This is a genomic window from Candidatus Protochlamydia naegleriophila (assembly GCF_001499655.1).
GTDB lineage: Bacteria > Chlamydiota > Chlamydiia > Chlamydiales > Parachlamydiaceae > Protochlamydia > Protochlamydia naegleriophila.
The window spans coordinates 1,557,399-1,579,670 of sequence record NZ_LN879502.1 but is presented as its reverse complement, the minus strand read 5'-3'; the positions used below and the strand labels follow the sequence as shown (position 1 = coordinate 1,579,670).

The following is a 22,272-nucleotide window of genomic DNA, read 5'->3' as shown; positions in this document are numbered from 1 at the left end:
ATAGCGGGTAATCAAACAACAGGCTTCTAATGGGGAAGATAGATGATCATCGGCTCATGAGTTGTACAACTCATGAGCCGGGATTTTTCGCTTTTAAATTATAGGCGGAATCTTATACGAACTTGAATGGGTAAACTAGTCGCATCAACTATGCGAGTCAAGGTGACTTCTAGATGCTTATCGCTGACTCGTTCCAAAACAATGGTCCCTTCACGGTCAACGCTCGTTCCAAAATATTCATTTCCAACTCGCCCTATAAGAAACTCATGTACGCCAAATAAACTCCCAATGCTAATTCTAGCAAGGCCCTGACCTTTATTGAGGACAGTCAGAGTTGAGTCGGTGTTGGTAATTGTGCCATCCGCGAATATTGCAGCACTTGATGTAGAAAAAATGGTTTTCCCTACACGTGGAAGGATTTTGTCATCATTCCTGCGAGAGCGGGCTTCATTTAGCTCATTGACTTGTTGTATTTCAAATGTTTCAGCAGCTTGATTATCATTGGCAAAAACATCAACAACTTGTGTTGAAAGTAAAAGTGTAAGTCCTAAAAAAATACGTTTCATATTTTTTTCATCCTCTCTTTGTTGGTTGAAAATTTCTATCCCTGGAAAATTGAATCCTAAGGAAAAGGAAAAAAATATTCTAGCTTTTTGTGTAAAAAATATTTTTGATTAAGATTGTGCGAGTCACCAAGCAATGTTCCTGCTCTGTTAAATAGTGCGCCGTAATTCGTTTGCAAGGTTTGGTGCATTCAATAGCATAGAAAGAGTATGAAAGAAGGGGAGAAAACAGATCTAAATTCTTCTTTGCTGCTTACTTTGCAAATGTTACTGGAGATATTTGACCCATGTAACTAGGCGCTTATGGACAAGAGTGAACAAAAAATTAAACTTGTTCATCAAGTCCATAAATGCTGTCGAGTGGGTGGTTTGATTTGCAAGCCTTGCAAGTTTGCCACTATTCTTTGCGGAAAAATTTTATTCTTTTTGATTCGATTATATTTTAGACAATTTGAAATATATTTTTTTGATCATCAGACGAAACAATCATATTGAATGTTTTTCCATAAAAGGGATTAAAACCAACTTTAGTGGACGCTTTAACAATGCATTCGGTAACCATCGAATGGAGAATGCTGTCTAATTCCAAATTGATTAGGGTGGTAGGCGTGAACCAGGTGACGATGAGCCCATTGTCAACCGATAAATAATTAGAGATATCTGTAAATATGCCATCTTCATTTTGCATGCATAAAAATGAAGCGGAGCATGTTCCCACTTTTTCATTTCGCGTGTTATAAATCGGTGCTCTTCCTGCTAAATATTTAGAAGATAGTGTTGTACTGTCAACTGTAACATTAGAGGTGGGTATTTCAATAAAACTTCTTACAAAGTCTGCTATGTATAAATAATAAGACAACTGTTTATGTTTTTTGCAGTTTTTTCTCGATTGGTCAGTTAAATCACCTTCTTTTTTTTGATCGAGTACTCCATAATCTTGCGCACAATTATCACTATACACAAGCGATGGCCCACATATGAGCAAAAACAGAAAGAAAACGCGTCTATATGCATTTTGTAAAACCAACATCACTCTCTCCTTAAATTTTGAATCCGTTTGTTCGTCAATTTTTTTTCGGTCGCCTAAGTCTCTATAGTTAAATTTTAAATTTGTTTTCAATATCTTTATGTTTTCTGAGAAGAGTCTCAAAGAGGGGATTCATCATCCTTTCTTAATTTTAAATAGATCCATGTAGATGGGCTCTTGGGAGATTTTCAAAAATTTAGAGTGGGGATGGATTGTCAGGATCACGATAAAACTTCAGTAGCTGACTAACTTTGAATGTGAAGATTATACATTTGAATGCTTGCAATTTGGAAATGTGAATGTGAATGTGAATAGAGGGAGTCTTTATACGCTTTGCCTCCTTGCCGTTAGATGGTTCTCGGCAAGGAGGTTTCATACGAATTAGTTTGAATTATCTGGAAGATCTGTATCAAAATAGGTATTCATTTGACGATGTCTTTGCGTAATGCTCAAAACGGTCACAATGTTGGGCCCAATTCCAGGATTTGGTGAAACATCAAGCGTTGCAATGTATGTATTATTGTGGTGATGTCTGTGCTTGCGTCTTTCGGACGAGCTTTGGTCTCCCACTCCATCTATGACGCGTGTCACGATTGCATATTTGACTAGTCCGGTAATATCGACACGGCGCGTGATTCTCTTGATATCAATAATAAATTCGTTTGGGCTAATGATATCTTGAAAATTAGGATTTGTGCCTATGGTAGAAGTAATTGCCTCGTATTCCAATAAACTTTCAGTGAGAGCCGAAGTCGCAGCATACGTAGATTGCGTAAATGCTAAGCATGCGATAAGAGAAAAAGCTAATTTTTTCATTTCTTCCTCCTGTTGGTTTAATAAAGAATCAGCCAATTCACGACTCAAGAGAATCTTGAGTATGACTTCCAGTCTGTTTCGATAGTTAGAAAAAGCAACACGTTGAAGAGGGGTATGGGCCAGCATGGTTGGAGCGCTGAAAATGTGATTTTCTGCTTGATATGTTTATGATTTTTAATTATTTTTTTTTGACGCTTTCTTGTCAAAGAAAATATTTTAACCAAAGAAAAAGGATTGCCTTAATGGAAAAAGGCATCTTGATAAAAGGGGATGCCGCTCTCCCATACGACTAAGACTTCGTAATCAATCGGAAGCAATCTTAGAAAATCTATATCGATGTTTGCAAAGGTAGGATCGTCTATTTTTTTCTCTTTCTCCTTTTTTATGGTGACTTTAAGATAAGCAGGCTCAAAAGAGCGATGAATGATCGATTTGGCAGCATTCAGAATCTCTTGATAGAGTTCTTTATTTCTTTTCACTCTCTCGTGCAAATGGCTATTAGTGTAATCGGAAGATAGCGTGATTTCACAATGGATCAACTTTGGATTGATCAGGTCTTTAAAACAGTTGACCGCTTGAACATCGTAAACAGAAACGGATAACTCGAAAGAATAGTCAAATTCATCATCTTTTTTTGAATAGCTTATTTTCCGCTTTCTCTTAATTCCATCTGCTTCATTATTCAAAGAGGCATTCAGTTTGCTGATATTGAAATCAAGCTGAGATACAGGAGTCGTGGACAGGTCGTGAAAAGCCTCTTCATAAGTAACTATAGCAGCAAAAACTTGATGAGTTAACAGCAATCCCAGAAATGCAAATAATCTTATCATTGTCTTCTTTAAATTATTGTTATTGAAATAAGTTAATGGTTTTTAATTAATTAAATTAACAGGATGGATTTAAAATGTATACGTGTAATGTTTTTATCAGCGCTAGTACTATGCCGTAAGGACTGTAGGCTAAGTTGCATGCTATAAGTGTACAAGTCATGAGTTGTTTTAGACTATCGATTCCTGAGGGACTGATAGATCTAAAACAACGTTTCAAATCTTGAACGCAGCCATTATGATTTGACACACCCTAATCTAAGAGTGTGATTGAAGCGTTTGCTTGATGCAGGCGACAAAGTTCTGAATGTCCTCAGCCGTTGTGTCCCAAGACGTCATCCAACGCACTTCAGACAGCGTTTCATTCCAAATATAAAAGTAATACTTTTCCTGCAAGAGAGGAATGAGTTTGGGGTCAAGGCAAGCAAAGACGGCATTGGCTTGGGGTTCCTGACTTAATTTGATAGCCGGAATTTTTTTTATCTCATTTGCTAAAAGTTGCGCCATCGCATTCGCTTGACGAGCATTTTTGAGCCATAAATCATCCTTTAGCAGAGCGATAAACTGTGTGGAGATAAACCGCATCTTAGAAATTAGCTGCATGCCTTGCTTGCGAATGTATGGAAAATCTTCAGCTAGTTCTTTATTAAAGAAAATGACAGCCTCTCCCATCATCATCCCATTCTTTGTCCCGCCAAAGGAGAGGACATCAATGCCAGCTTCTTTTGTCATGGCTGCTAAGTTTGTGTTTAAACTCACAATGGCATTGCTTAGGCGGGATCCATCCATGTGCACAAAAAGATTGTTTGCATGGGCAAAATCTGTGATTTGCTTAATTTCTTCTAGCGTGTAGACAGTGCCCGATTCAGTGCTTTGAGAAATGGAAATTAGTTTAGGCTGCACCTTGTGCTGATTGCCTCGAAGGGTTAAATAATGAGCAATGCCTTCGACCGTAAGCTTGCCATCTTTTGTGGCAACAGTAAGCAATTTGCATCCTGTGTACTTTTCAGCCGATCCGCACTCATCTACATTGATATGAGCCGAATCAGCGCAGATGATGGCTTGGTGGGATTTAAGTAAGGTATTCAAGCTAAGAACATTTGCTGCCGTTCCATTGCAGACAAAATAGACGTCAATAGTCTGGCCCAAATGCTGCTTAAATAAAGCGATCGCATCTTGTGTATAACGATCATTTCCATAGGCTTGAGCGTGCCCTTCATTGGCATCATGAATGGCTTTTAAAATATGAGGATGAATGCCGGCATAGTTATCACTTGCAAAACTTTTTCCTATCATTGGATGACTCCCGAGCTTTTATGTAGAAATAGATGTGTATTATTGAGAATAAAAAGGTTTCAATTCGCTTTATTTATGACTAATTATAAGAAGGGAAAAGTTATATTAAAAGAGATAATCTGCCAATCAAAAGTTCTCAAACGTTCATTCATGCAGAACCTTCTAAAAAAATATTGATGGCAAACATTATCCAATTGTTCAAAAATGTTTTTAAGTAATGGGGAGGTTCTATGCATAAAGACGCAGGTAAAATAGCTTTTATTACAGGGGCTAATCGAGGAATTGGATTTGAAACAGCTCGAAGATTAGGTGAAGAAGGGGTAACTGTTATTTTAGGAGCGAGGGATAAATTAAAAGGAGAGGAGGCTGCTGAAGAGTTGAAAGCAAGGGGAATTTCTGCCATTCCTTTTTTGTTCGACGTCGATACACTTTCAGATCATGATGCCATTCGGAAGTACATCGAAACTAACTATGGTAAGCTCGACATTTTAATCAATAATGCCGGCGTTTTGCTTGAAAATCATGCAGAAAATGATGCGCGCACGGCAAGCTCAGTCCCGGCAGAGCTTTTGCGCAAAACGTTTGACACAAACTTTTTTAATCTAATCAGCCTGACGCAAACACTTCTTCCACTTCTCAAACGCTCTGAAGCAGGCAGAATTGTGAATCTTTCGAGCATTTTGGCTTCGCTAACTCTTCATTCTGATCCTAAGAGTTCCATTTACGATGGCAAATTATTTGCCTATGATGCCTCTAAAACAGCTTTGAATGCTTTTACAGTACATCTTGCGCATGAATTGAGACATACTAAGATTAAGGTCAATTCTGCCCATCCTGGCTGGGTAAAGACTGAAATGGGAGGACCTGATGCACCGCTAGATTTGGAGGAGGGGGGAAAGACGAGTGTAGAACTAGCACTTTTGCCAGAAAATGGCCCCACAGGTGGTTTTTATCACTTAAGTGAAGCTCTTCCCTGGTAAATAATTTTACATCCTTGGGAAGTGAGGGAGTAAAGCCTACGTCGAATTTTGTGGGACGGTATAAGGACTATAAACGGGAATAGAAGAGGTTTTATTGTATGGCAGGGCAGGATTGCCATAGCAGCAATCCTGTTGAAGCGTCATCCAGAAGATTAATGAATGAAAATACTTTCAAAAAAGTATAGTCTGCGATTGGCGTTGGCATCATCACTACCCATTTTAATGAGTCGATCATTCGTCGATAAAAAACGCCAAAAAGCTGTGTCGTTTGAATTGATTGGAATCATGTCCACAGCGTATTTAGCTCCTAGCTTTTTGCATTCGACAATATTAACGAGGTAGTTTGGATTCGCATCTTGAATCATTTTCGCAAATTCTTTAGCAGATTTTTGGGGGGTGAAGCCTGAATTAAAAGAGGTGATAATCACATATCCATCCTCTTTTACATTGCCATTTATGGATACTATCCCATTTTGAAGTGAGGTGCCAGAGTAATTGGGAATGGAAGCTGAGAAGTTTAATCCATTCATATCGAAATAAACACCATTCCAAATAGTTCCTTCATGTTCGCAAATATGATCATTTTTACCCCACCCACCCGCTGTAAGATCAGCTGTTTGCAGTAGTAAAAATAAACTAAAGAAAAACGAAAATAAAATTGCAGTTTTATTTAGCTTGGATTGCATAATAATGGCCTTTTTTTAGGCAGGGAATTTAATTCAGTAATAGGAAAAAGTCAACATTATATTTCTCTAGAGGATTGGACAAACTTTAATACAGAAAAAGAAACAATTCAAAGTTGGCTCTTTTTTTAAAGAGGTCTCACAGTCTGTTATGAGGGTTTTTATGTTTGTTAATAAAGTTTTTTGTTACTTATCCAGTAGACTTAAGCAACCCTTGCAGTCGATGCTTATGTAGACCCATGCGTCTCAAAACTTAAGCTATAGAAAACCTTTTCAAGATATATAGATTAAGATTTTTTTATTCCACTCTTGGTTTTATTAATAACAATTCATTTATTATTATTAATTGATTTGTCCTTTTTGGGTTAATCTACTTGCTAGAATTAGATCTATAATTCATACTCTTCTGCCATTAACATAAAATGGATGTTTTTAAATGAAAACGATCATTGGCAGATTGGCAATTCTTTTCTATCTACTAGCTACTTGCACGAGTTGCAGCTCGCTCGGGATGAGTGTATTGAGTGAGGATCATGTAATCGTTGAAGATTGCAAGGAAGAAAAAAAGCTCGTTTTGCAAGTAAAAAGTCCGCTAGAAGGGAGCTGGCTTGTTTCGAGTGAAGATCAAAAAAAATGGTTTGCTATAAACCTAGTGGCTGAGGATTTGAATGCCTTTGCGGGCTATTTAACCGATAGTGGGTCTCTCGCACTAAAAATAGGGACTAAAGTTTTGGAGTTTCATCAAGTCGGAGATGAGTATTGGGGGAAAATACAAATCGCTGACTATGGCGCTTGTCCATGCAAATTGGTTTTTGATGGATCGCAAAAGATAACGATTAGAGAGCAGCGCAATCCAAATACAAGCTATTCTTATTTCAATCTGTATCATGCAAAGAAGTTTGCTACCGATTCTGGCATTGAAATTAACGCAATCGGCGAAGAGACTAATCTTCTCTCTGGCCATTCAGCAAATTCTTCTGAGCTATTTTCTTCTAAACCTAGCAAAATTGCATCAAATTCTATCAATTCCATATCGAGTGGATATGGTGAAATCAGCTCAATCACTGGTAGGGCAAAAACAGTTGCTGTCAGAGGATATCACAGAAAAGATGGAACGTATGTTCGATCCCACTATAGAAGCTCACCTCGAAGATAGTGTGAGCTTGTCTTAGAGGAATTAAAATCTATTCGAATAACTTTTTTGCAGTCTTTTTGGTATTCCACTGGAAAAAAATACCTTAAAATTTGAGAGAAGACTATTGTGTTGCCATCGAGCCTTTGAAAATAAAATCCATCGCGAGGTTAATATGTTTGGCATCAGTTACTACTCTCCATACACTTCTTTAGAATACAGTCGGCCCATTTCAGGGGCTTTAGATAGCATGTATCGACAGTGGCCGAAATGGCAAACAGCCATGGATGTAGCTCAAAATTGCATGGCATCATTATCCGTGAGCGGATTTTATAAGGGGATGGCGGTATTTATCGGCCCAGATGTTGTGTTGATTCCAAAGCATCTCATCGGAGAATCCAATCGTTTGGTCTGCGGAGCCAATCTCAATGCATTAATGAAAAGCATCGAGGTGCATTACACAAGCGATCAATATTGCTACAAACCAGTGGCTGCGACAAAGGTTATTGAAGATGGCGGAGAAATGGACTATTGCTTGCTTAAGCTTTCTGAACAACTTCCGTGTTATGTTCCACAGATCAGCTTCAATTCAAATCAAGAGTGTCTGTTTGCGGAAATAGCAGACAGTGGGCTTAGGGTCTCTATTGTTTCTCAGTGCCATGGATCGCCAGGATCGATGTGCGCGTCTGTGACAGGATGGACGAGGTCTGGCAGCTCGGGAGGCATTTATCTTGATATGAGCGGGCAATTGATTGGCATACATCTTGGCCAATCGACTGGGCTGTGCTATGGAGAAAGCGGGCAGGAGCGCAAGATTCTTTTGGCTAAAGACTTGGCCAAGCGTTCGTCCTATCTTTGTCCGTTAGATAAGGCGTTTAATCCCATATCGTTGCCTGTATGTCTAAGTCCAACTCAATCTAATGTCTGTTATGTCCAGCAGAAAGATGTTCGGGTCCCACTCATAAAGCCCGATAAACAAGGATATGTTTGCGAATCGCGAGAAATACATATCACCAATGCTGAAAGAGGGATCCAGATTGATATCAAACAGATGGTTCAAAATCCCAAGACCAGAAAATCCCAAACTGTAAAAGTCGCGACGCTTTCTTATCAAATATTTCTAGTTGATGGAGGAAAAGAAAGAGCTAACATTCACAATAATAAGGGATCTCCCTCCTCTTATAGCAAAGAAAGTGCAGCCGCTTTTTATACCCACATTACACAGATGTTTCATGCCAATATCAGTCAGTTTAAAAACGAATCGCAATGGCCCAAATCTTTTAGTTTCACCTTTAAAAAATTTCCCTTTATAGCAAGATCAATCGATCCTTAGCCAAGCAAGAGATGGTATCAGATCACATACCCAATCGCGGGAGTGACTTGGCTAGATCTAAAATGAATAAATGGAGAGAATTGCATGTCAAACGACTTAGAGCTGCGAGGAGTTGTAGAAGACTATATCACTTGCTATAACTCTTTTAACATCAATGAAATGGTTGATTGTTTTACAGAGGGATGCCGATTCGAACATATTAGCAATGCTTCGGATAAGATCATATGTAATGGCAGAGCAGAGCTCAAGGAATTGGCTAGTAAGAGCGCTCTTTCTTTCGACGAGAGAAAACAGACTGTGACAAAGTGGATAATAGCTAAAGATTTCGTGGTCGTTGAAATTGACTATGAGGCAGTGTTAGCGTCAGATTTTCCAGACGGAATGAAAAAAGGAGATACTATAAAGTCCAAAGGCATCTCCATTTATGAAATCGAACAGGGTAAGATTAAGCGTCTCGTCGACTTTAGTTAGACTACTGACTGGCGCGCACTTGGCCTAAAAAGAGAGCTAGTGGACAGCGCCTCATCTCTACAATTTTACTATTGCCTCTTTAGGAGAGCGATTCAATCTCTCGAAGGTCTATCTTTGAAACAAAGTAATTGGGTGTGCACCAGAGACTAAAGGCTGAGTGTTCATCCAATTCTATCATGACATGGGCCGGTTTTTTTCTTCGTCGAAGCATAAAATGATGTCAAAGGGGCTGCCTTCAGATATTTGGGGATCGAAAGGTTGGAAACAGTCGAGCGATATCTCATACTACCGCTCATTATTTTTTTAAGATTTTGTTGTTTTAAAAAGGTGTTAAGGCGTTTGTTATGGCGAGAGAAAAAGATGCGAATGACTGGTTAAGAAAAAGAGCCGCCGAAAGGCAGATAAATCAACATGTTTATCTATGGTGATGAAGAAAGGGGACTGCCATTCTTTTGTTTTTTTTGCTTGTTGATTCGGTGTTTGATCCCAAGGGGCATAGATGCGAAAGGCTCGTTTTCCTTCTTGGCTTTCGTTTGCAAGTATTCCTCTATAGCTTAGAACGGATTTTGGAAAGATGAATTGCCCCAAGTCGTTGCCATTGCGTGCACTAACGACATAGAAGTCGATGGGATCATTGAAACTGCAGGGCGCAATTGGTCCTTGCCCGGTTCGTTTCCAAAGCGTAACAAAAGAGCCGCTTTTCTTAGGAGTCTTCTTTCCAATGCGAAACTTGGTCCGGAAATTATTTACTTCAAATTCTGAAGCACCGTAATCGCTACTTTCATCTTCCAACTGGAAGTTTTTACAAACCAGCCCAGCTGGCGCATAAGCCAATTGCTGTGCCATGCGTAAATCTTCATGCCTTGAGTCAAAAGTGCTGTCTTTCATTTTAATTAGCTATCGTTGCTTGTTTTAACAGTATAGCTCTTTTGTTGAGGCTAGCCAAGAGAAGAGTGAATGATAATCCTACCATAATAATGGCTTTAGAACACTCCTCAAATTTATTCAAAAATTTCCTTGCTTTAATCATTTTTATTTGATTAGCTAATAACTCGATTTCACAGCGGTATGTAAGCTAATCAATTTTGCTCATACACTATCGAGCACGCTACGGTGTACATAAACATGCATAATTTTAAAGGAGAAATCATGAAAATGGCTTTAAAAAGTGCGAGTTTCTTTTTGGCATTTTACCTATCCCTTTTGACTAATTTTACATATGGAGACCAAGCGCAATCCCCTAAAAGATCGGAGGCAACTCAAGCAGCTATCCCGACAGCTGCTCGCATTCACTTTGGACCTGGGCCGCGCTTTATGAAGGTCGAGCATAGCTACAGCAGGGCGCATGGTTCTTCAAGCGATAAACCAGCTTTTAAAAAAACAACTCATTTAAACAGCCTTGTTCGTGCAGGACATAAAAATAGTCATCAGATTCATTTTGGTCCAGGGCCATCTGGATTAGGTGCTTATCATCCAACGATTAATTCTGTGAGAAGAACCTCATACAAAGGTGCTAATCTTTCTATGGCAAAATTGAAGCCTAGCCATGCCGCAATGAAAGGCAAAAAGTAAAGAGAGATAGGGGACTAAGATAGTCGGGTGTCAGTTCCTCACTATCCAAAATCTCCTTACCCCATTATCGAATAGTCTTTTTAAATTAAAAACTTGCCAGCAGTGATAGAAAGGCTTAACTGCTGGCTTTTCATGCAAGATTAACTTGTCTAGCAATATCTAATCTATCAAATAAACCATTGGAACTTAGAAAGAGAATAAGCTTTATGAATTCTGCGACCGAAATAACTCCTTTAACTCATTCTATTGTAACAGAGCAACCAGACAGTTCATCATCCAGCCTATGGACGACCATTTCATCTTGGGGCCGAAAAATAAAACCCATGCTTGTCCCCCTTACAATCGGTGTAGCGACGACGACTTCATTGATTGCTTCGACCGTTTTTCTCGTCAAAAAGCATCAGCATCCAGACTCCGATTCTCCGACGGATCTTGCTCTAGAAGCCCTTTGCTGGAGCAATCTTGGTGTATCTGGCCGGCTGCTATTGGAGGCAATTTCATCACCAAATAATGCCATTTATCGTCGCATTCAGCAGGTGCACAACACGACGACAGGTCTTGCTTTTTGGGGGTTTTTAGCTCTTTGGAATACCTCTTTAAATGTTGATAAATCTGATCAAAGAAATCTCTATGGTGCAATTTCGACTTGGTTTGGCTACAATCTTACAAATGACTGCATTCAAATCATAAAAAGCCTTGGCGAAGAATTTTCTAACCTGAATGAAGAGGGTGAGCAAGAAAAGCAAATTGAGGAAGGGGGGCATTCTATCAATGTCCAGGAAGAAGATCACTCGATTAATCAAAGCTATGAACAGCCGGTCAGCGGCCAGGAGGAGGCGACTCTTCCAAGCGAGAATGAGATTCTTCCAGTTCTTTCACCCACTAGGAGGCGAAGAAGCAAGAAGCCGCGCCCCAATCTCTTATTAGAACCCCTATTTACAGACACCCGGAAAGTCATCCTTTACAATGCTGCCAAGATTGCATTAGGCGTTGGCGCAACGATTTTTAATAACACCTATTTGAATCCAAACGATAAATTTTATCCTATATGCAATACATTGGGATATCTTTTAATGGGGGCAGGGATGGGTGAGATTGGAATGGAAGGGCTTATGCGCATTCTTGAAAAAGTAGAAACGCTCATTAATTCATCTTCCAATCCATCCCACCCACGTGCGAAAAAAATCGGATTAAAAGTAGTCAGGCTAGCTGTCGAGGCTGTCCCCGTAGTTGTTGTCGAGTTGAATATGCTTTTTGAGATTTTTAACGAACATAAGAATTACTTAGGCCTTCCTGTAGGGATCGCCTATAGCATGACAAAGCATCTTGAAAAGCGGAAATTCCAGGCGTTGACTCCGAAGATTGAAAAACATCAAAAAAGGAAAAATCAAGTCCCCCAAGATGGATGTTGGAAGGGACTAGAGGGCAGCCGTATTCTTAAAGCGTTAGATATTGTAGAGGGTGATCGAAGGCTTAGAACCGCGATCATCGTTGATCGCATCATAACGATTCCTTTGTATCTTGGGTTGACAGGTTTTACAATTGCTGTAGCAGTGGATGCAGATTCGATTCAAGACCAAATTGCGATTTCAGCTCTCCTGGTAGCAACTGTTGGAATGACTGGATTTTCCACTTTATTGAAGAAATTCTTTAAGCCAGGTAAGAATAGCCGTCTATTCAATGAAATATACTTTAATGTTTTCGAAAATAAGGAATTTCTTCCATTAGTTTATTCTTTTTTAACTCAGATGAGCAGTATTGATGATGAGAGTATTGCTAAAGATTCTAAATTGCAGTTTGCGTTTGCCTTGCTTGGTATGACGACTTTTGGTTCGATGCTTGCTTTAGATCGGGTTGAAGCTGGTGATTCCAGCCGCAGTCTAGTGCTCCATACAGATCCAGGTTATCGTATGTCCTCTTGGCTTACATTCTTAATGTTGTTTAAAGGTAAAGAGGCATGACAAGTTTGGCGGGCGTAAAGAGGCATGACAAGTTTGGCGGGCAAGGTATTTTGGCAGACCAATCCCATAGAATGGAAGAGAGCAGGATCGTTGGTAGTAAGCAATAAATTTTTCCTATCTATACTTTAATCAAAGGGATTTGTATGCGGTTATTGAGTCTATTCTGGCTTTCGCTTGCTTTGAGTGTCAGCAGCAGTATTCAATCAGAAGAAGTTTTTATTCCTGAGCCATTTCGGAATGGGGAAATGATTGAGCAGATCCTTGTCATCTCAGATGTTGATGGCGTGGTTAGAGACAGCGTTGAAGCAATTGCAGATCCAAGAGTCATCAATGCTGTAAAGTTGTTATTGGAAAATGACATGACAGCTCTTACCTTTATTTCTGGCACGCCAATTGATAATGATTCGAGCTTAGAGCCATGGCGTCGTGGAAGTGTTCCTCTAAATAAAGTCTTTGGATCTTCTTTTGAAAAAGAGCTTTCGGAGAATCGGGTTGCCATTTTTGGTGTCTTAGGTGGTCATCAAATGCAATGCGATGGAAAGTTGGAAGTCGTGGATGAATATTCCCCAGAGATTGCTGTAGAATTGGGATCTCTTTTGATTCATGCTTTTTTAAGAGAAGTGATGAGTATTGGAACGGCGCCGCAAAAAGAATTAGCGCAGGCTCTTCAAGCGGAATTAAATGCATTGCAATTCGAACATTCTTCCTCCCGTGAGACGGCACCAGAATTTAATTCCATTGTATCGGCAATTCGCGAGCACTTAGATCCAGATTTTCGACTCATTAGTAATGGGGCATTAATCGAAACGCATACGACCAATCCTCCTTGGAGTACTTCTTTGTCTTATAAATGGATCCAGGATGAAATAAATCGGCCTCACTATTTAGTATCTAAACTGGCGCTATCGCAAAAACAGATGGCCACTGGACTTGCGAAACGAGGAGATCAAGGATTTAATTATCTTTTAATCAGCAAGACGAACAAAGGGCTGACGACAAGTAAGCACATTGCAGAAAGGCTTAAGCAGTTTCCGAAGGCTTTAATAGTGACTATTGGCGATACCCAAGTTGATTTCCCCATGCATAAAAATGCTCATGTGGCCTTTCATGTCGGACTAGAAGAAGTATGGCGCAATAATCCATTAGCTCAATGCGTTATGATTCGAAATGCAAGTGGCCAAGATAGTCAACATGTTGAAGGCACCCTAAAAGTTTTGAATGTATTGCAAGAGGGGATAGGTAAGTCCTTTTATGAGCTTAAGTATATTCCCAGGCAAGATTCTTCTGGTCGCTGGGATTACTATTCGCTAAATGAACTTCAAGATGAGGACTGATAACTTTGTGCAAGGCATTAGATTTTTGCTGGAGTCTCGCGGCTTAAAATGTCCAGCTCACATTTAAGTTTAGAATATAGTCAGTTTTATTTTGGCGGCCGTTTAACTTTTGTACGAGGGGAATGCCTAAGCCAATTTGAACAACCAAGCTCTCAACCGAAGAAATAAAGAGAGATGGAGTCATTAAAATGACATTACCGCCCGAATCTGGGTTTTGCTCGCCGATTATGCGATCTTTCCACGAGTAGATGCCATTGAATTCTATCATCCAAGCGACTAACCACTCTTTGCTGTTCATGATCCTCCTTCCGAAACCTAACTGATACAAAAATTGATCCCCAATTTTTGTGCGGTGGCTGCTTGTGGTTAATATCCCTCCAGACGAAGTAAAATAAAACCAATCGACTTTCATGCGAGAGTAGGTTCCTCCAATAAAAAAGCTATTGGCTCCAAATCCAGTAGGGGGATTTTTTTTTACCGATCCGGTTGGAATAGAGACATTGGCAACGATGGTGGCTTGATCATAGAAGGTGCGATAAGCCTTTGTGTAGAATGCATATTCTAACTGAACGATGGCGTCTTGAGGCCCTGATGAGCGATGCTCATCTTGTCTATAGCGAACAGCCAATGGGCCAAACAGGGTGACCGAAAGATTGTCGGTTAATCCATAGATGAGGGAGGGGGCAATGTTAATAAAATAGTTGTCTTTGCCTTTAAATTCGTTTGTCAAAACGACGAGCTGTGCTTGTTTCTTATTCAGTACATTTTGTCCGAAAGAGATAAGGGGCGTTGGTTGTTGGGAAACCGGAAAAGACAAATTCCCGGCCTTAATAGTCTGTTCAGCTTCTTGATTGCCGCTTAGATTGGATGAGTCGCTTTTGTTGTTATCGAGAGCCTTCTTGTCTTCATCGGCTTCTAAGCTCAAGCTAAAAATAGTAATCAGAATGGCAATAAAGAATCTTGTAACAAACATTTGATTGCGAAGCCTTAATTGATTAAGCCAGATAAAAGGGCTTTGTCCTGTTTTTTGCAAGAAGCTTTTTTTAGGTTGCATTAAGCAAAATTGAGAAAAAGCTTCAGTCGTTGGTTCCTTCAAGGATCAGTAACTATGCAAAAAAGACGAATCGATACATTTCCACTCTCTTGTAATAAACGGCTTTTTAATTCTTTTTTCTCTGCCTTAAATAAGCAAAAGTAGGGCGCTTAAGTATTCTTGGAAATTCTTTCTGATCACGCATTTTTTATCCAATTAAAGGGATTCGCCCAAGACCTTAGCCCGTGCTTCGGCATATGGTTCGTAATACTTATTTTTATAAGTTATTTTGCTAGGCTCAGATGTACAATAAGAAATCTTATCTGATTCTGCAATCCAGCTAGCTCCTATGTAGGGGTCATACACATCTCCACCTTTAGAAGTACTTGAAAAAATAAAAATTTGCACATTTTTAGTTGTGAAGGGATAATCGCGAAGATAGGGGCGAATTTCCTCGTTAGCATTGACTGCGTTTATTAGTTCCTCTGCACAGTCAACGATCAGATAACGGACTTCGTTTTACTCCAGAGGATGACGCACTTGGAAGCTGAGTCCGATCATGTAGACTGACCCCATCATCCCTCCTCCCACTCCGATCAGGTTCATTCGATGTTTCTTGGAAAGTTTCTTGCCCACATTGCCTCGAATTTCGCGGGCGATATCGACATAATCGCGCGGCTTCGACTTGAAGAAGCTAAAAGACATGCTCAAAATAGCGATTAGAGTGCAAATGGTTATCCCTATGAAGCGCATTATCTCTTTCCATATTGTTGCTGATATTCTTTACAATGATATCTTTGAGCATTCCGATAAGTCGGACTATCGAAAGAATGGTCAAACCAGCGCCTTCGCCATACAAGATACGTGGACATTTATTGATGTTGTTAGAGGCCTTTAGGCTGACTGATTTTAAAGCCCATAGTGAGCGTCTAGTGGACTGTTTAAAGGGATTCGCCTAAGATCTGAGCTCGTGCTTCAGCATATGGTTCATAGCATCGATTTTTATAAGTTGGACTATTGGGTTCTTGAGTGCGATAGCAAATTTCATCACTCTCTGAAACCGATGCCACGCAAATAGCAGGATCGCATACATCTTTTCCATTTGGCTGAACAGAAAAAATGACTATACGAACGTTCTTTGTTGTAAAAGGAAAGTCTCTCAAATAGGGCCGTATGGCTTCATTGCCATTGACTGCTGCCAATAGCTCTTCGGTACAATCGACGACCAAATAACGAGCTTCCTCCCTTTCTAGGGGATGGCGCACTTGAAAGCTGAGTCCAATCATGTAGACCGACCCCATCATCCCTCCTCCTACTCCGATCAGATTCATTCGATGTTTTTTGGAAAGCTTCTTACCTACATTGCCTCGAATCTCGCGGGCGATATCGGCATAATCGCGCGGCTTCGACTTGAAGAAGCTAAAAGACATGCTCAAAACAGTGATTAGAGCACAAATGGTTATCCCTATGAAGCGCATTATCTTTTTCCATATTGTTCTTGATATAGATCTATATGATATTTTCGAGCATCCTGATAAGTCGGACTATCGAAAGAATGGTCAAACCAGCCTGCATCTTGATGGGGATCGAGCACCACTGTCGAGTGGCGGCAACGCGATGCCCCCACAAAATCTAGCATGGGGACAATATCCCTCTTACTCCGATAATGAGTGACTTCCATAGCATACTTATCCTCGATGTAGGCGCCCGGCGCAATTGCCACGACGATGATTCGCTTCCGCAGCTCTTCTGAGTAGGTCATTAAGGCGTTACGCGTAATGATGGCTCCTTCACTGTGACAAAAATGCAGGTAAACGCCCCCAGGCTTCGCATGCGCAAAATAGGCATCCCATACTTTCTGCTGAACTCTAACAGCCTTTGTTTGAGCATGAAAGTAGAGTTCAAAAGCACAGCGTACGAGATCTAAAATAAATCCTCGAGAAGAATTATTATTAATTGTGACAAAGTGATCATTCGCCATCGTTGAAAGCAGCTTCGCACTCGCATAAGCATCGCTCAATTTATTCATGATGCCATGCATGAAGCCGATGCCCATCTCCAGCACCTGATTGAACCCGCAGTACTGCATGCGCGATTTCTTGCCAGTCTTCTTTTCCATGAATCCAAGCGGCGCTTCATTGGGCGAGCCATCTTCCGGCTGCTGGGTATTCGATACACTCTTGTCATTGTAGTCAACGTTGGCAAGTGGATAATTTTTTTCGTCCTGTCCCTCCTTTTCTTCCATCAATCCATATAGATCAAACGCATTCAGAGGCTGGTGATGAAGATAGGCATATAAGTTAGGGCCATCGGCAAATCCTGCCGGATCGGCAGTTGTCCAGCGTCCCGTTTCGGGATCATAATAGCGCCTGCCAAAGAAGACGAATCCCGTCTCTACATCGACTCTCTTACTGGAAAACTGCCAAGGATTGCCGACTGTTGAATGAGGTACGGCTTGCCCTTTGGCATCGTAAATTGCCGACTCGCCAAAAGTGCTATAGCGATAGGTCTCGATGCACTGTCCTTCTAAATCGCTCAGTTGAGCGATGTGCCCAGAAAAATCATGGGTCGGAATAAATACTTTTCCCTTTAGCTCAATTGCAAGGCTCGCCCCAATTTCAGCGCCATGTCCGTGGCCAAGGAGACGCAATTCCTGAATCTCACCCGTTTCGTCGACGCTGCCAATTTCATCTTTGCCAACATAGAGATAGCGAATCGGTTTGCCTTGGGCAATTTTTGCAATTCTGCGATGAAAGGCGTCATATAAGTAATGAATCTCTCCTTCATCGGTTCGCACGCAGGTCAAGCGATTAAATTGATCATAGCTATATGTTTTTAGCTTTCCCTCTTTGCTTTCCGAAGCTAAATTGCCATTCAAATCATAGGTATACGTGCTGCTGCCTTGCTGAATCAGCTGATGCAGCCCATTCAATCGATAAGCTGTAGCATCTTTAAAGAGTCGGTTGTGAAGCGAATCGCAGAGATAGGCATGAGGAAAGGGTCCCGTTTCATGAATGAGGTGATCCAGATTGTCGTAAGCAAAAGCATAATGCATGGAACCTACGCCATCTTCTCTTGCATATTGCAAGAGCCTTCCAGCACGATCAAATGTTACTCCACTTTGTTTATAAAAAGGGCTTTCTTGGCTTGTGGCTCTTTTCGACGAATCGTAGAGGTAATTCACGACTTGTTGGTCGGGGCGGGTCATTTTAAGAGGAAGGCCGGCTAAATCAAACGCCTCATAGCGATGGACATAGAGACTGCGGCCTTTTTTTAAACGCTCGACTTCGCGCAAATTGGCCGCATCATAGAGATAGGCAATGCGGCTTCCATCCGGCAAAATGATGCTCTTGGCTCGATCCAATCCATCATACTCATAAGCTAAGCTTAAACCATTGGAAAGGACTTCTTGGAGCAATCTGCCTCTTGCATCGTAGCTAAAAGAGGAATGAGCCTGATGGATGGCATCAAAGACGTCGACTGGCTGATGCCTTTGATTATAGGTATAGATGTAATGAATCGAACGATCGCTTGCCTCTTGGCTAACCAACCGCCCGAGTGCATCATACCGCTCATGCAACAAAGAGCCGTCGGGCTTAACAGTTAATTCTTTCTGGCCTGCCATATTGTAGTGAAAATAGGTGATTTGCTGTTCAGGCAGCCCCTTGGCTTGTGTTAGGCAAATGAGCTGATTGGTTTCCTGATAGACAAATGTCGTATCAACATGTCCTTGCTTCTGTCCATTTACTATGATGCGATCGCAGATGTGAATGACATTGCCTTTGAGATCATAAGCGAGTTCTTGATGGCTCAATAGGAGGCCATAAGGGTCTAATTGTTGGATACTGGCCGGCTTTTCGAGGGCATCACAAGTCGTCACGGTACGGCGTCCAAGAGGGTCAGTAGACGTGACTTGTAAAACGAGCTGCCCGATTTGGTTGCGATAAGCATAGTTATAGCTGATGTGAGTCTGATTGCCTGCAGGATCAATTGTCACCGCTACTTTCTTATCAGAATTGTAAATGGCAACCCGCGTACTTGGGCCAGCATTCGTCTCTTCGGTTACATGCGTTCGGTTCCCTAAAGGGTCATAGCAATAGCTCGCTTTCCTTAAGACTCTTCCTTGCTCATCTTCAATCCTCTCCTCGATGGTGCGATCGAGCAAGTCGTATTCTAAACAGGTGATTTTGAATTGATTCTCTCCATAGGCTTCCTTCTTTTTGACCATTCTACCGAGCGAATCATAGACATATGTTTCCACTTTGTCCTGACAAATGGTTTGGCGCAAACGGCCCGCCCAATCATAAAGATAGGCCGTAGTTAAGCCAGAGGCATCGGTCGAGGAGGCTTTATGCATGCCGTAATAGGTTTGAGAGCTACCGGCTAATAAGACACCTTGAGCAGAATACATGGTTTCTTTAGTGATCCTACCAAAGCAGTCAACCTCGAAGTGCGTTTGTGTTCCATTAGAGGCTATTTTTTTGGCTAGGGTTCCATCTAAATTGTATTCTGAAGATTCCAATTGACCATCGGGAAGCAAAGTTGAGATGACCTTACCGCGGGTGTTGTAGCGCGTCTTTGTGCATAATTCCCGCTCATCAGTTGCTTGGATAATGTTGCCAACGCAATCATACTCCGTTTTAGTCGTAGGCCTGCTCCATCCCTTTTCACTCCAGACAGTTGGATACGTTGTTTGAATCAAGCGGTTAAGGTCGTCATAGTGATAGGTCGTCTCATTTCCATAACGATCTACTTTGGCAATGCGATTGCCGATGAGGTCGTAGCGATAGCTTGTGATAAATGTTTGACCCGGGTGAACTTCTTTGCTTTGAATGCAACGATTGGAATAGTCATACAGATGTTCGGTATAAAAATCGTAGCGAGGACCTTGTTCCCTCGTGAGATTGCCGCACTTGTCGTAGTTTCTATAAATGGTCTGCCCAAGAGCATTAACCTCTTTGATGACATGCCCATAGGAATCATACTCCCAACCAAGTGAATAGCGATAAACCTCATTAGCATCAAAAATATCTTGCCTAAGCAGCTTTCCATCTTGCGTATAGATCGATAACGTTCGCTTAAGAAGTTTTTCCTGCATGGTATCTACGTCTAGATACATTTCATCCGTTCTTTCTGGCAAACCAACAGGGACTGTTTTTTTGGGGAAGTAATAATTAATATGCCGCTCTGTTACGTATGACAAATCATCTTTCCCTAGTGCAGAGCCATTATCGCTGATCATTTTGACCAGGGCATTGTTTTCGTCATACTCGTAAAATTCTCGCAAGCAAATACGGTCCCTTTCACATAAGAACTTGCTAGCAATTAAATCGGAATTGGGCACATATCGATAAATAATCCTGCGGCCATTGTCTTCTTTTTCTTCTAAAAGCAGGTTGAAATCGTCGTGTGAATACACAAACTGTTTGCGGTAAACTTCAGCCCCTTTGCGAATCGTTTGTTTTTTATGATCAAAAATAAGGGGAGTGAAAGTTTTACCTGTTAGATGTCCATAAAGGGATTCTTCTACGATGTTACCGCGTCGATCATAGTCGAATAATCGGGCGGATACAATGTCTCCCTGTCCATCCTGAATGATGCGTCCTTTCAAATTTGCCTGTTCAAAAGCATTGGCTGGAACCATCGAAGCATTTCCAACGAGGGAATCGATGCATTCTTTCCAACAGTAGAGCGTTTGGTGATAGGGTTTCCCTTGGACAAACTGTACGCACTTTTCGAGGCGCTGGTTGTCATTATAGTGGTAGCAAGTCTTGCGGCGGTAAGCATCGTAAACAGATGTCACTCCACGAAATAATTTAACGGCGTTCTTATTGATCTCGAAATTAAAATCGTAGAAAAATTCATGCGTGATAAGCGGGGTCGCATCGACTCCAACCGGGGCCTTTAAATACCTCACGCGGTTATTGCGCGGATCTGCAAAGTTGTTGATAGATATTTTGAACAGTTCACCCGGGCGATCTCCCATTCCATAATAATCCACTTCAATAAAGCGGTTGTTGCGCCGTTCTTTACGCTTAATGAGCCACGTTTCTTGCTTGACGTCTGGAACGTAGTGATAGATCTCCTTAGCTTGCTCTGGTCTTTGGACGCTTGTAAGGTAGTATCTTTTCCTAAAATCCAGTGAAGATTTTACCTTCACGTCAAATTGACGATATTGATAAATAATAGGCTGCGCATAGTGGCTGGTCACCACTTGCAATTCTTCTTTCGATGCCCACTTAAACTTGTACCAGCTATATAAGACCGATTTTGAGCGATTAAATGCTTCTATTGATTTAGAGCCCTTATAGATTATTTGATTGCCGTTTGCCTTTTTTTCTAGAACAGGGTGGAAAACCCATGAACTTATATGGATATTATTAGAAATCCATTCGAGATCTTTTCCGGCATAATGACGCGTATCCCCCGAACCGAAAGTGACATCGACACTCTTTTCCTTCTTATTAAAATGAGCGATCACATTCTTAGGATTTGTCCGTGCACTGATATTACCAGAGGCACAGTTGGTGACTCCTTTGTGATGAAGAATACTTAAGGCACACGTCTCCGATTCATAATCCTTATCCCTCACACACGATTCATGAAACATTTGGCTATAGGAAGCATGGGGGACAAAAGAGCGCAGCTTTGTGTGTTTGGTGTTCTGAGATGCATCCCTTTGAAAATGAAGCTTTGTAAAGTGATTAAATTGCCAGGCACGATAGGTCGCCCCATTCTGTGGCATCCGATTCTTATCTGTTAAAGGATAATCTAATCCATCCATGCTGCTTGAAGGGTGAGAGGAATAAAAGCGCTGCAAAGTCAGCGGTTCGGGTCCCACCAGCGTACAATCGACCGCTTGATCAATAAAATCGCCGCTGATGGCCGATACGTGATTGGCAATGACTGAAGAAATCAAACCATCCCTTGAGGAGAGTGAAAGGTTTTCCAACGATTCATCCTTGAAGAGATCTGAGATCGATTCAAAACACCAAGCCTGAAGAGGCAAGAAAAGCCAAATCAAGACATAGCAATACGTGAGAAAAGAACGAGAAAGCTTCATTCATTACCCATGAGTAAATTTTATGCTGGATATAGTAATAATTATTTTAAATAACAAGCAAAGATGATCACTTTCGCCAATTTCATTCACAAAGAGTATTAATTCTTAAAGGTATAGGGTGGTATTTTAGTTTGTTGAAAAGCACAGATGCAAGTGCGCTTCTTGCCAAGTAAAAATGAAG

At 41.0% G+C, this 22,272-nt stretch carries 19 protein-coding genes; 8 read left to right on the top strand and 11 right to left on the bottom strand.

Annotation, left to right across the window (positions count from 1 at the left end):
- Positions 1-98: 98 nt before the first annotated feature.
- The 5 genes from PNK_RS06580 to PNK_RS06560 form a co-directional block, all read right to left on the bottom strand.
- The gene (locus PNK_RS06580) at positions 99-566 is read right to left on the bottom strand and encodes a hypothetical protein (RefSeq protein ID WP_032125677.1); all 468 of its coding nucleotides are present in this window, start codon (positions 564-566) and stop codon (positions 99-101) included.
- A 439-nt stretch (positions 567-1,005) separates the two neighbouring features.
- On the bottom strand, positions 1,006-1,593 hold the full coding sequence (locus PNK_RS06575) for a hypothetical protein (RefSeq protein ID WP_059061105.1): 588 nt from the start codon (positions 1,591-1,593) through the stop codon (positions 1,006-1,008).
- A gap of 378 nt (positions 1,594-1,971) precedes the next feature.
- Complete coding sequence (locus PNK_RS06570; RefSeq protein ID WP_158021733.1) at positions 1,972-2,406, bottom strand: hypothetical protein; 435 nt, start codon at positions 2,404-2,406, stop codon at positions 1,972-1,974.
- Positions 2,407-2,645: 239 nt separating this feature from the next.
- The gene (locus tag PNK_RS06565; RefSeq protein WP_059061101.1) at positions 2,646-3,236 is read right to left on the bottom strand and encodes a hypothetical protein; all 591 of its coding nucleotides are present in this window, start codon (positions 3,234-3,236) and stop codon (positions 2,646-2,648) included.
- A 255-nt stretch (positions 3,237-3,491) separates the two neighbouring features.
- The gene (locus PNK_RS06560) at positions 3,492-4,529 is read right to left on the bottom strand and encodes a threonine aldolase family protein (RefSeq protein ID WP_059061099.1); all 1,038 of its coding nucleotides are present in this window, start codon (positions 4,527-4,529) and stop codon (positions 3,492-3,494) included.
- Positions 4,530-4,759: 230 nt separating this feature from the next.
- On the opposite strand from PNK_RS06560, the gene PNK_RS06555 reads away from it, so the two are divergent.
- Positions 4,760-5,509: an SDR family oxidoreductase gene (locus PNK_RS06555; protein ID WP_059061097.1), complete on the top strand. Its 750-nt coding sequence runs from the start codon at positions 4,760-4,762 to the stop codon at positions 5,507-5,509.
- Between the two features lie 152 nt (positions 5,510-5,661).
- Here PNK_RS06555 and PNK_RS06550 read toward each other — a convergent pair whose 3' ends face one another.
- Positions 5,662-6,195: a hypothetical protein gene (locus PNK_RS06550; protein WP_032125671.1), complete on the bottom strand. Its 534-nt coding sequence runs from the start codon at positions 6,193-6,195 to the stop codon at positions 5,662-5,664.
- 433 nt (positions 6,196-6,628) lie between these two features.
- Between PNK_RS06550 and PNK_RS06545 the strand changes: the two genes are divergently transcribed.
- The 3 genes from PNK_RS06545 to PNK_RS06535 all read left to right on the top strand — a co-directional run bounded on the left by PNK_RS06545 (position 6,629) and on the right by PNK_RS06535 (position 9,128).
- Positions 6,629-7,348 (top strand): hypothetical protein, encoded by a 720-nt coding sequence (locus PNK_RS06545; protein WP_059061095.1) that lies wholly within the window; start codon positions 6,629-6,631, stop codon positions 7,346-7,348.
- Between the two features lie 151 nt (positions 7,349-7,499).
- Positions 7,500-8,657, top strand: a complete 1,158-nt coding sequence (locus PNK_RS06540; protein ID WP_059061093.1) for a serine protease family protein — start codon at positions 7,500-7,502, stop codon at positions 8,655-8,657.
- Between the two features lie 84 nt (positions 8,658-8,741).
- Positions 8,742-9,128, top strand: a complete 387-nt coding sequence (locus PNK_RS06535) for a nuclear transport factor 2 family protein (protein WP_032125668.1) — start codon at positions 8,742-8,744, stop codon at positions 9,126-9,128.
- Positions 9,129-9,470: 342 nt separating this feature from the next.
- Here PNK_RS06535 and PNK_RS06530 read toward each other — a convergent pair whose 3' ends face one another.
- The gene (locus tag PNK_RS06530) at positions 9,471-10,016 is read right to left on the bottom strand and encodes a MepB family protein (RefSeq protein ID WP_059061091.1); all 546 of its coding nucleotides are present in this window, start codon (positions 10,014-10,016) and stop codon (positions 9,471-9,473) included.
- A gap of 261 nt (positions 10,017-10,277) precedes the next feature.
- Here PNK_RS06530 and PNK_RS06525 point away from each other — a divergent pair, with 261 nt between their 5' ends.
- The 3 genes from PNK_RS06525 to PNK_RS06515 all read left to right on the top strand — a co-directional run bounded on the left by PNK_RS06525 (position 10,278) and on the right by PNK_RS06515 (position 13,995).
- A complete protein-coding gene (locus PNK_RS06525; RefSeq protein WP_032125666.1) occupies positions 10,278-10,700 on the top strand; it encodes a hypothetical protein in 423 nt (140 codons plus the stop codon).
- Between the two features lie 206 nt (positions 10,701-10,906).
- Positions 10,907-12,661, top strand: a complete 1,755-nt coding sequence (locus PNK_RS06520; protein ID WP_059061090.1) for a hypothetical protein — start codon at positions 10,907-10,909, stop codon at positions 12,659-12,661.
- 143 nt (positions 12,662-12,804) lie between these two features.
- The gene (locus tag PNK_RS06515; RefSeq protein WP_059061088.1) at positions 12,805-13,995 is read left to right on the top strand and encodes a hypothetical protein; all 1,191 of its coding nucleotides are present in this window, start codon (positions 12,805-12,807) and stop codon (positions 13,993-13,995) included.
- 43 nt (positions 13,996-14,038) lie between these two features.
- Here the strand turns inward: PNK_RS06515 and PNK_RS06510 are convergent, their stop codons facing one another.
- Both PNK_RS06510 and PNK_RS06505 read right to left on the bottom strand, forming a co-directional pair.
- A complete protein-coding gene (locus PNK_RS06510) occupies positions 14,039-14,968 on the bottom strand; it encodes a hypothetical protein (RefSeq protein ID WP_158021732.1) in 930 nt (309 codons plus the stop codon).
- 579 nt (positions 14,969-15,547) lie between these two features.
- Entirely contained in the window at positions 15,548-15,781 is a 234-nt protein-coding gene (locus PNK_RS06505) for a hypothetical protein (protein ID WP_158021731.1), read from the bottom strand.
- Here PNK_RS06505 and PNK_RS06500 point away from each other — a divergent pair.
- Entirely contained in the window at positions 15,771-15,926 is a 156-nt protein-coding gene (locus PNK_RS06500) for a hypothetical protein (RefSeq protein WP_158021730.1), read from the top strand. The two genes, PNK_RS06505 and PNK_RS06500, sit on opposite strands and share 11 nt — an antisense overlap.
- A 43-nt stretch (positions 15,927-15,969) precedes the next feature.
- Here the strand turns inward: PNK_RS06500 and PNK_RS06495 are convergent, their stop codons facing one another.
- A complete protein-coding gene (locus PNK_RS06495; protein WP_059061078.1) occupies positions 15,970-16,506 on the bottom strand; it encodes a hypothetical protein in 537 nt (178 codons plus the stop codon).
- A complete protein-coding gene (locus PNK_RS06490) occupies positions 16,506-22,091 on the bottom strand; it encodes an RHS repeat-associated core domain-containing protein (protein ID WP_059061076.1) in 5,586 nt (1,861 codons plus the stop codon). The genes PNK_RS06495 and PNK_RS06490 overlap by 1 nt, the downstream gene beginning before the upstream one ends.
- Positions 22,092-22,272: the final 181 nt, after the last annotated feature.

Coding starts and splice junctions, on each gene's coding strand:
- PNK_RS06510 (WP_158021732.1), bottom strand. CDS start 14,968: ATGTTTGTTACAAGATTCTTTATTGCCATTCTGATTACTATTTTTAGC.
- PNK_RS06490 (WP_059061076.1), bottom strand. CDS start 22,091: ATGAAGCTTTCTCGTTCTTTTCTCACGTATTGCTATGTCTTGATTTGG.
- PNK_RS06555 (WP_059061097.1), top strand. CDS start 4,760: ATGCATAAAGACGCAGGTAAAATAGCTTTTATTACAGGGGCTAATCGA.
- PNK_RS06545 (WP_059061095.1), top strand. CDS start 6,629: ATGAAAACGATCATTGGCAGATTGGCAATTCTTTTCTATCTACTAGCT.
- PNK_RS06515 (WP_059061088.1), top strand. CDS start 12,805: ATGCGGTTATTGAGTCTATTCTGGCTTTCGCTTGCTTTGAGTGTCAGC.
- PNK_RS06570 (WP_158021733.1), bottom strand. CDS start 2,406: ATGAAAAAATTAGCTTTTTCTCTTATCGCATGCTTAGCATTTACGCAA.
- PNK_RS06550 (WP_032125671.1), bottom strand. CDS start 6,195: ATGCAATCCAAGCTAAATAAAACTGCAATTTTATTTTCGTTTTTCTTT.
- PNK_RS06535 (WP_032125668.1), top strand. CDS start 8,742: ATGTCAAACGACTTAGAGCTGCGAGGAGTTGTAGAAGACTATATCACT.
- PNK_RS06530 (WP_059061091.1), bottom strand. CDS start 10,016: ATGAAAGACAGCACTTTTGACTCAAGGCATGAAGATTTACGCATGGCA.
- PNK_RS06560 (WP_059061099.1), bottom strand. CDS start 4,529: ATGATAGGAAAAAGTTTTGCAAGTGATAACTATGCCGGCATTCATCCT.
- PNK_RS06525 (WP_032125666.1), top strand. CDS start 10,278: ATGAAAATGGCTTTAAAAAGTGCGAGTTTCTTTTTGGCATTTTACCTA.
- PNK_RS06500 (WP_158021730.1), top strand. CDS start 15,771: ATGAAGCGCATTATCTCTTTCCATATTGTTGCTGATATTCTTTACAAT.
- PNK_RS06520 (WP_059061090.1), top strand. CDS start 10,907: ATGAATTCTGCGACCGAAATAACTCCTTTAACTCATTCTATTGTAACA.
- PNK_RS06505 (WP_158021731.1), bottom strand. CDS start 15,781: ATGCGCTTCATAGGGATAACCATTTGCACTCTAATCGCTATTTTGAGC.
- PNK_RS06580 (WP_032125677.1), bottom strand. CDS start 566: ATGAAACGTATTTTTTTAGGACTTACACTTTTACTTTCAACACAAGTT.
- PNK_RS06575 (WP_059061105.1), bottom strand. CDS start 1,593: ATGTTGGTTTTACAAAATGCATATAGACGCGTTTTCTTTCTGTTTTTG.
- PNK_RS06565 (WP_059061101.1), bottom strand. CDS start 3,236: ATGATAAGATTATTTGCATTTCTGGGATTGCTGTTAACTCATCAAGTT.
- PNK_RS06540 (WP_059061093.1), top strand. CDS start 7,500: ATGTTTGGCATCAGTTACTACTCTCCATACACTTCTTTAGAATACAGT.
- PNK_RS06495 (WP_059061078.1), bottom strand. CDS start 16,506: ATGCGCTTCATAGGGATAACCATTTGTGCTCTAATCACTGTTTTGAGC.